Annotated in this window: 6 protein-coding genes and 1 pseudogene; all 7 read left to right on the plus strand. The window is 32.1% G+C overall.

All coding sequences use genetic code 11. From position 1 onward, the window contains the following. Positions 1–320: 320 nt before the first annotated feature. Positions 321–1,535 carry an RsmB/NOP family class I SAM-dependent RNA methyltransferase gene (locus ACVC2P_RS09215; RefSeq protein WP_452598185.1) on the plus strand — a complete coding sequence of 405 codons (1,215 nt, stop codon included), beginning with the start codon at positions 321–323 and terminating at the stop codon, positions 1,533–1,535. 173 nt (positions 1,536–1,708) lie between these two features. Continuing rightward, positions 1,709–4,120, plus strand: coding sequence for an endonuclease (locus tag ACVC2P_RS09220; protein WP_452598186.1), 2,412 nt, complete (start codon positions 1,709–1,711; stop codon positions 4,118–4,120). A 133-nt stretch (positions 4,121–4,253) separates the two neighbouring features. Continuing rightward, on the plus strand, positions 4,254–4,736 hold the full coding sequence (locus tag ACVC2P_RS09225) for a hypothetical protein (RefSeq protein ID WP_452598187.1): 483 nt from the start codon (positions 4,254–4,256) through the stop codon (positions 4,734–4,736). Positions 4,737–4,760: 24 nt separating this feature from the next. Beyond that, positions 4,761–5,252 carry a hypothetical protein gene (locus ACVC2P_RS09230; protein WP_452598188.1) on the plus strand — a complete coding sequence of 164 codons (492 nt, stop codon included), beginning with the start codon at positions 4,761–4,763 and terminating at the stop codon, positions 5,250–5,252. Positions 5,253–5,415: 163 nt separating this feature from the next. After that, positions 5,416–6,537 carry a serine hydrolase domain-containing protein gene (locus ACVC2P_RS09235; RefSeq protein WP_452598189.1) on the plus strand — a complete coding sequence of 374 codons (1,122 nt, stop codon included), beginning with the start codon at positions 5,416–5,418 and terminating at the stop codon, positions 6,535–6,537. Positions 6,538–6,564: 27 nt separating this feature from the next. Continuing rightward, the gene (locus ACVC2P_RS09240) at positions 6,565–7,656 is read left to right on the plus strand and encodes a heparan-alpha-glucosaminide N-acetyltransferase domain-containing protein (RefSeq protein ID WP_452598190.1); all 1,092 of its coding nucleotides are present in this window, start codon (positions 6,565–6,567) and stop codon (positions 7,654–7,656) included. A gap of 161 nt (positions 7,657–7,817) precedes the next feature. After that, a pseudogene (locus tag ACVC2P_RS09245) lies at positions 7,818–8,830 on the plus strand (phosphoribosylformylglycinamidine synthase); the annotation flags it as partial.

The following is an 8,830-nucleotide window of genomic DNA, read 5'->3' on the forward strand; positions in this document are numbered from 1 at the left end:
TCAGTAACCACACTGAAGCTTTTTTAAAATTAATTAATCAAAAAACAATCAACTCTCCCTTTATTAGAGTTGCTATTAATTAAATATAAAGTTGACAGGACTAGTTATCAACTTTACCATATAAAACTCAATTAATTAGACTTCAATAAACCCTAAACGTTTAATTACCTATTGTAAATAATTTTAATTGCTTCTAAAATCGTACCTTTGCAAGCCCGAATTAAAAACGATAATTCTTTGATTTTAATTCGTTTAATTAAACACCAATCGCCTTTACCTGCAATATGCCAGAATAAAGGAAGATTATAGAGGATAAAGAAATGAGATTACACAGAAATTTATGTTTTGCTACTGTTGATGGTTTATTACTAATCTTTAACGAAGGCATGTATGCAGACAAAGTAGTACAACAACTTTTAAAACGCGATAAGCGCTGGGGTAGCAGAGATAGAGGTTTTGTAGCAGAAACAACTTACGATATTGTACGTTGGAAACGTTTATATAGCGAAATTGCAAATGTAAAAGAACCATTTTCAAGAGACGATATTTGGAGGTTATTTGCAGTTTGGGCTACTTTAAAAGGTATAAAATTACCAGATTGGAAATACTTTGAAGGGACTCCAATACGTAAAATTAAAGGGCGTTTTGATGAGCTTTCTAAAATTAGAAAAGTAAAAGAATCCTTTACAGATTGGATGGATGAACTTGTTGTTAAGGAACTAGGGGAAACTGTATGGAATAAAGAAGCAGTTGCCTTAAACGTACAAGCCGATGTTATTTTAAGAACGAATACACTTAAAATAACAAAAGACAAACTGCAATCAGAACTATTTGATTTAGATATAGAAACCGAAAGTATTAAAGGCTATCCAGATGCTTTAAAATTAACAGAGCGTAAAAACGTATTTACTAGCGATGCGTTTAAAAAAGGATATTTTGAAGTTCAAGATGCATCCTCTCAATTAGTTGCTAAATTCTTAGATGTAAAGCCAGGAATGAGAGTTGTAGATACATGTGCCGGAGCTGGGGGTAAAACATTACACATTGCAGCTTTAATGGAAAACAAAGGGCAAGTTATTGCAATGGACATCTATGATAATAAATTAAAAGAATTAAAACGTAGAGCTAAACGTGCTGGAGCACATAATATTGAAATGCGTGTAATTGACTCTACTAAACCTATTAAAAAATTACACGACAAAGCAGATCGTGTATTAATAGATGCACCATGTTCTGGTTTAGGAGTTATAAAAAGAAACCCAGACGCTAAGTGGAAATTACAACCAGAATTTATAGATAAAATTAAAAGTACACAAGCCGATATTTTAAACAGCTACTCTAAAATGGTTAAACCAGGAGGAAAGTTAGTTTATGCAACATGCTCTATTTTACCTTCAGAAAACCAAGACCAAGTAAAAACATTCTTAACCAGCGAAACCGGACAAGATTTTACGTTTATTAAGGATAAAAAAATACTAGCTCACGAATCTGGTTTCGATGGCTTTTACATGGCTTTATTAGAAAGAAAAGGCTAATTACACATATAATATTATACGTAAATAAACCTTTAAACAATAGCTAAAATACTATATCTCAACCATACAGTGTTTAAAATTAAGTTTCAAAATTAATAAAACAATAAATATAAATTCTTAAATTACATAAGTGTAAAGTGCAAAAAAGAATTACCACCTATAATTTAAATTAAATGAAACAAGTTTACTTAACAATTACCCTATTAATTGTATGCTTAACAACTTTTGCTCAAGCTCCTTCTGGATATTATAATTCCGCAACTGGAACAGGGTATACTTTAAAAACACAACTTAAAAACATTATTGATAATAACAATGATGGTTTATCTCCAGAATATCAATCTACAGATCCTGGTTATAGTGGCTTATATGAAACGTACAAAACATCGGATGTAGATAATTACTACGAGAATAACGGTACTGTATTAGATATGTATACAGAAAACCCTAGTGGTACAGATGTTAAAGAATATGATCATGATACAGATAGAGATCCTGGCTCTGGTGGTACTTCCGAAGGGCAATACTTTAATAGAGAACATATTATACCGCAGTCTTTTTTTAGTCAATCTACTCCAGAACGTTCAGATGCGCACTTTGTAGTCCCATCAGACAAATATGTAAATAACCAACGTGGTAGTTTTCCATTCGGTGTAGTACAAACACCAAATGCAACATACACAAATGGCTCTAGAAGAGGTAACAACTTAAATTCTGGATACTCGGCAGGATATACCAATACTGTATTTGAGCCTATAGATGAATTTAAAGGAGACATCGCAAGAATGCATTTTTATTTTGCAACGCGTTATGAAGATGATATCCCTACATATTCAGCAAATTATGATATGATTATAAAATCAAGTCAACAAGTATATACAGATACATTTTTAAGTATTTTATTACAATGGCATGCACAAGACCCTGTATCGCAAAGAGAAATAGATAGAAATAACGCTATTTTTGCCAGACAAAATAACCGAAATCCATTTATAGATAATCCAACATGGGTAAATACTATATGGGGAGGTGGTACTGCAGACACGCAAGCACCAACAACACCAACAAACTTAACAGCCTCTAACCCTACAGCAACAACTGTAGATTTATCATGGACAGCCTCTACAGATAATACTGCTGTAACAAATTATGATATATACATAGGCGGTTCATTTTATGTTTCTACTAACTCGGCAGCAACAACTTATACTGTAACGGGGTTATCACCAGAAACAATGTATGCATTTACCGTACTGGCCACAGATGCTGCAAATAATATGTCTGCACAAAGTACAGCCGCTAATGAAACTACATTAATGGGCTCAGGAAGTGGCAGTGAATGTGCAAACGAAAGTTTCCAAAATATTCCTTCATCTGGCGGTATCCCTACATCCTATACCACTAGAATTTGGACTGGAGATAATGGACTTATCTGGAATGCTACAGATGCAAGAACAGACCAAACTATTAATGGAGAAGCAATTACTGTTAGAAATGGTAATTTAACCTCTCCTACCATTGGAGGTGGAATTGGTGAGTTAACAGTAACAACTCAATTAACATTTGGTGGTACTTCTGGCACATTTGATTTATTAGTAAACGGCGTATCTGTAGGTAGTATACCTTACAGTGGAGATAATACAACACCTACAACAACAACAGTTTCTAATATTAATATAGAAGGTAATGTTATTGTTGTTTTAGATAATCAATCTACTTCTAATAGAGTTAGAATAGACGATTTATCATGGACCTGCTACTCTGCTCCATCTACAGATTTACAATTAGCAGCAAAAGTTTATTTACAAGGAGCTGCCATAAATAGAAGTTTTGTATCAGGAGAAGAAGATTGGATGCGAGATGATTTAAGAGTAAATAATTTAATCCCAACAACAAGCCCTTACGATGCAACAACATGTAATGCTACAGTTTTTAACACTGTAGGTAGTGATGCCATTGTGGATTGGGTTTTAGTACAATTAAGAGACTCCGCAGATAATACTTCGGTAATAGAAAGTCAATCTGCTCTATTACAAAGAGATGGTGACATTGTAGATGTAGATGGCACATCTAGTTTAAGTTTTACAGCTATGCCAGATAATTATTTTATAGCAATAAAACACCGCAATCACTTAGGCATAATGTCTAGTAATACAATAACGTTATCTACAATAGCTACTACAGTAGACTTTACAGATAGTGCTACCCCTATTACTTTTGGTACCGATGCTCAAACAACATATATAATGCCAACAGGTGTTGCTGCAATGTGGGCAGGAGATGCTAACCAAGATGGAAAGCTTAATTACTTAGGAGGACAATCAGATGTACCTTCTATTAGAAGCCAAGTATTTAACGACCCTAATAATTCTGTATTTGGAGGCCCTCCAGTAGCAACTTACCTTTCTGCTGGGTATAATGCTACAGATATAAATTTAGATGGTAATACAGTATACTCTGGCGCTACAAGTGATGTTTTACATATAAGAAACAATATTTTTAACAATCCATCAAACTCTGTGTTTGGAGGCCCACCAGTTGCAACTTATATCTTTACACAACAATTACCAGAAGGAGCAAACTAAATATAGTTCTACTATTATATAAAAAAACGACTAACACTAGTCGTTTTTTTATTCTCAAATTTTATTACGCTTTTAAAGACAAAAGAATTAAGTATCTTTAAATATATTTTAAACAACCCTATACTAATATAAAATGAAATCAATTTTATCAACCCTAATAGTAATGATTGTTATGTGTTCTACTATGAATGCACAACACGAAGTAAAATCTGACAAATACAAAATAGCTTTTACTACTACCGAAAAACTAAAACAGTACGAAACAGAAGCTGAGACAGTTTTAGGATACGAAAACAATAATTATGCAGTAGACATAGAGGTATTTAAAATAGAAGAACAACCAGCTAGCTTTATAGCATCACAAAAAAGCGGAGCTGTAAGTACAGCAAAATCTTTAGGTTTAGAAGATGCAGCTTTAGGCGGAAAAGTACCGCACATACCAAATGCATATTACGCCATAGCTTATGAAGTTTATGATGGCGAGCGCAATCCAGTTTTTGTAATAGCTGCACTTAACAAAAAACTTGGTATAGCTTACGAAGCAACAATATATTGCTACAGTAATGATTTAGGAGAAGGGCAGAAAATCGCGAAAAGCTTTAGATTGCTAAATTAAATAACATCGTACTTAATCCTAAACATGGATAGACACAAATATTTTAAAAGACAACGAAAAAATCTAAGAGAAGGAGAATGTAGCTCTTGGGGAGATTACACATGCTATTACGAGACCAGTAAAAGAGGGCTACCTTTAAGAGAAATTCAAGTCTATGAAAATGGTAATCGATTACAATATGATTTAGAAAACGAATCTGACGATTATGGCCATTTAAGACATAAATTAGTTAATTTTTCTGAATATTTAAAATATCAAATTAAAGCAAATGAGTTTCAAAAAGAATGGTTAAATGCAACATTAAAACAAGAACATAAAGAAATCATAGAACTCATATCTCAATATTTAATAAAAAACTACGATCAAAGATTTGGACAAGCCCTATTCAATTTAGGTATTACTGAATTTGCAGACAAAATGCACCCCGATCACTACAATTACTTACTAAGAGATATACATGCCGACACAGATAAAAGCATTATAGCCAGAATTAAATCTCGATTAAATATAGAATAACAAATTTAGGAACACCAGAAATTAGTAAATACACAAACTATGTTCTACAATTATAGATGTTAAAAACATTTAGAATACGCATCTATTCATCTTTATTTTTTTGTTTTAAAAAAACTTAAACGCCCTAAATTCTAATTTATAAAACATAACCATCAATACTTAAATGTACAGTAACAATTACATAAAAATATATTATACGCTATTTTCTATAATAACATTCTGTTTCTTTAGTTTAAAAGGCTTTAGCCAAACCATTAGAAATAATAATTATTACAGTGTAACACTAGAAGCACACCGTATTATAGATTCGCTTCAGCAAAAACAAAAAATTCCAGGAATAGATATTGCAATTTCTATAAATGGAGAAATAGTATGGTCGGAAGCATTTGGGTTTTCAGATATTGAAAACAATGTCCCAGTAAGTCCACGAAAAACAGTATTTAGAATTGGCAGTGTTTCTAAGCCCATTACCACTGCAGCTCTTGGTAAATTAATAGATAGCGGTAAAATTAATATAGACGATAACGTAAAAAAATACGTCTCCTACTTTCCTAAAAAAAAGCACCCTATAACAATAGAGCAAGTTGCAGGACATATAGCAGGAATAAGACATTATAAACATAACGAATACTTATCCAAAGAGAACTATACAACCGTTAAATCTGGTGTTGCTATATTTAAAGATGATAAATTATTATTTAAGCCAGGAACAAAATTCTCCTACTCTTCCTATGGCTATAATTTGCTAAGTGCTGTAATAGAAGGTGCTAGTGGAGAAAATTTTATAGATTATGTACAACGAGAAGTATTTGATGCGCTAGAAATGCATACAACCTATGCCGATAAAAATGAAAAAATTATTTTTAACCGTACATCTTTTTACACACTAGATTCCTCTAACACTATAGTACATGCACCTTATGTAGATAATAGCTATAAATGGGCTGGAGGAGGCTTTATTTCTACAACAGCAGATTTAATTAAATTCGGAGAAGCATTTATTAATAAAGGATTTCTTTCAGAAAAAACTATAAAAACATTAACAACATCTCTCACTATAGATGATGGAAAAGAAACAGGTTATGGAATAGGATGGGCAGTAATTAATGATAAAAACTTAAAAAGGTTTAGCCATGATGGAACATCTGTTGGAGGTATAACTAAACTTATAGTATACCCAAATAATAAAATGGTTGTAGTAGCACTATCTAACTCGAGCAAAACCAAATACGGAAATGTATTAGAGAGAATAGTCCAACTGTTTTTAAAAGCAAAACCAGAGTAAATATAAATTTAACGCAATAATACTTACTTGGAAACTAAGCGATTATATTTTATTGATGCCGTTAGGGCTTTTGCTATATTAATGATGTTGCAAGGTCATTTTATTGACACACTTTTAAACCCTATTTACAGAGATACCACTAACAACATTTATAATATTTGGAGTTATTTTAGAGGTATAACAGCGCCAACTTTTTTTACTATTTCAGGATTAGTCTTTATTTACTTACTATTAAAAGCAAAAATAAAAGGAAACGAAAGGAAAAGAATAAAAAAGGGAATTATTCGAGGCATCATGCTAATACTTATTGGTTATGCTTTAAGAGCCAATATTTTCCAATTAATAAGCGGCTACTTCAGTCCTAATTTTTTAGCAGTAGATGTCTTACAATGCATTGGTTTATCCCTATTACTATTAATATTTCTTTATTCTATATTTAAAAAATCTTACCACATACTAGGTATTGTACTTTTTATTATAGGTAATTTATGCTTTGTAACCGAACCCTTTTACAGAACACTAAACATTGAAAAACTCCCTACGTTTTTAGAAAACTATATAACAACCGCAAACGGATCTGTTTTTACCATTTTACCTTGGTTTGGTTTCTCTGCCTTTGGGGGGTGCATAGCAACACTATTTTTTAGCCTAGAACACAAACCTAAATTTAAACCATTTACCATTATTGCCTTTTTTGTCTATGGTTTATTCCTTATTTATTACTCCTCCACTTTTTTAATAAAACTATATAACTTAACTAATATAGAGCTACTAAAATCTAGTGCTAGTTATAACTACCTGTTTACTCGCTTAGGTAATGTATTAGTAATATTTGGAATATTTTATTGCTTAGAGCGGTTTTCTAAAAAATCTATAATAATTAAAATAGGAGAAAAAACACTATCTATATATACCATTCATTTTGCAATTATTTTTGGGGCATTAACAGGTTACGGCTTAAAACATTTTTTTTATAAAGCGTTAACACCATATCAAGCCATTGTAGGAGCACTATTATTTGTAATAATAGTTTGCCTAATCTCTTTTCATTACGTTAAAACAAATGCCTTTATCTACAATAAAATTAGAAAGTTATACCTTAAGAATAAAACAGCTTAATTATAGATTAATTAATAATAAATTGCTTTTTAGAACATCTTTTTAATTATAGTTAATAACCCCGTGAACAACTAAAAAATTAAGTATACATTTTAGTAAAAAAATACCATTAAAAAAGCTTAAATTTGCGTTTTTAAAAAACAACACAAACTACATATAAAATGATTCATTTCTTTGGAAACACAAGCAGTAAAGTATTCGCTGTTCAAACAACAAAAGAATTAACAACTGAAACTATCTCTAAGCTTAACTGGCTTTTTGGTAATCAACCAAAAATAAATGCGGCGTCTCTAGACGCTTTTTTTATTGGCCCACGTGCAGCTATGATTACGCCATGGAGTACTAATGCTGTAGAGATTACCCAAAACATGGGTATTGAAGGCATTATTAGAATTGAAGAATTTGAAGCATCAACTAAAGACTTCTCGGACTTCGACCCAATGATTTCAGAGAAATTCGATGGATTAAATCAAGAATCATTTACTATAGATGTACAACCAGAAGCTATTTTAAATATTGAAGATATAGCAGCTTACAACACACAAGAAGGCTTATCTTTAAGTGATGAAGAAGTAGACTATTTAGAAGGCGTTTCAAAAAAAATAGGACGTCCGTTAACAGACTCAGAAGTTTTTGGATTTTCTCAAGTAAACTCAGAACACTGTCGTCATAAAATATTCAACGGTACCTTTGTTATAGATGGCGAAGAAAAACCAACATCATTATTCAAATTAATAAAAGAAACGTCGAAACATCACCCTAACGATATAGTTTCGGCATATAAAGACAACGTAGCGTTTATAAAAGGCCCAAAAGTAGAACAGTTTGCGCCTAAAACGGCTGACAAACCCGACTTTTATACTATAAAAGACTACGAATCGGTAATATCATTAAAAGCCGAAACCCATAACTTCCCAACAACTGTAGAACCATTTAATGGAGCTGCAACAGGATCTGGAGGAGAAATAAGAGACAGACTTGCAGGAGGAAAAGGCTCGCTACCATTAGCAGGGACAGCAGTTTACATGACGTCGTATTCTCGTTTAGAAGATAACAGACCATGGGAAAAAGGTATGGATGAGCGTAAATGGCTCTACCAAACGCCAATGGATATATTAATAAAAGCAAGTAATGGAGCATCAGATTTTGGTAACAAATTTGGGCAACCATTAAT

The organism is Pontimicrobium sp. MEBiC01747, assembly GCF_053601635.1.

Excerpts from the sequence above, each read along its gene's own strand:
- ACVC2P_RS09215 (WP_452598185.1), top strand. The coding sequence starts at position 321 with ATGAGATTACACAGAAATTTATGTTTTGCTACTGTTGATGGTTTATTA.
- ACVC2P_RS09220 (WP_452598186.1), top strand. The coding sequence starts at position 1,709 with ATGAAACAAGTTTACTTAACAATTACCCTATTAATTGTATGCTTAACA.
- ACVC2P_RS09225 (WP_452598187.1), top strand. The coding sequence starts at position 4,254 with ATGAAATCAATTTTATCAACCCTAATAGTAATGATTGTTATGTGTTCT.
- ACVC2P_RS09230 (WP_452598188.1), top strand. The coding sequence starts at position 4,761 with ATGGATAGACACAAATATTTTAAAAGACAACGAAAAAATCTAAGAGAA.
- ACVC2P_RS09235 (WP_452598189.1), top strand. The coding sequence starts at position 5,416 with ATGTACAGTAACAATTACATAAAAATATATTATACGCTATTTTCTATA.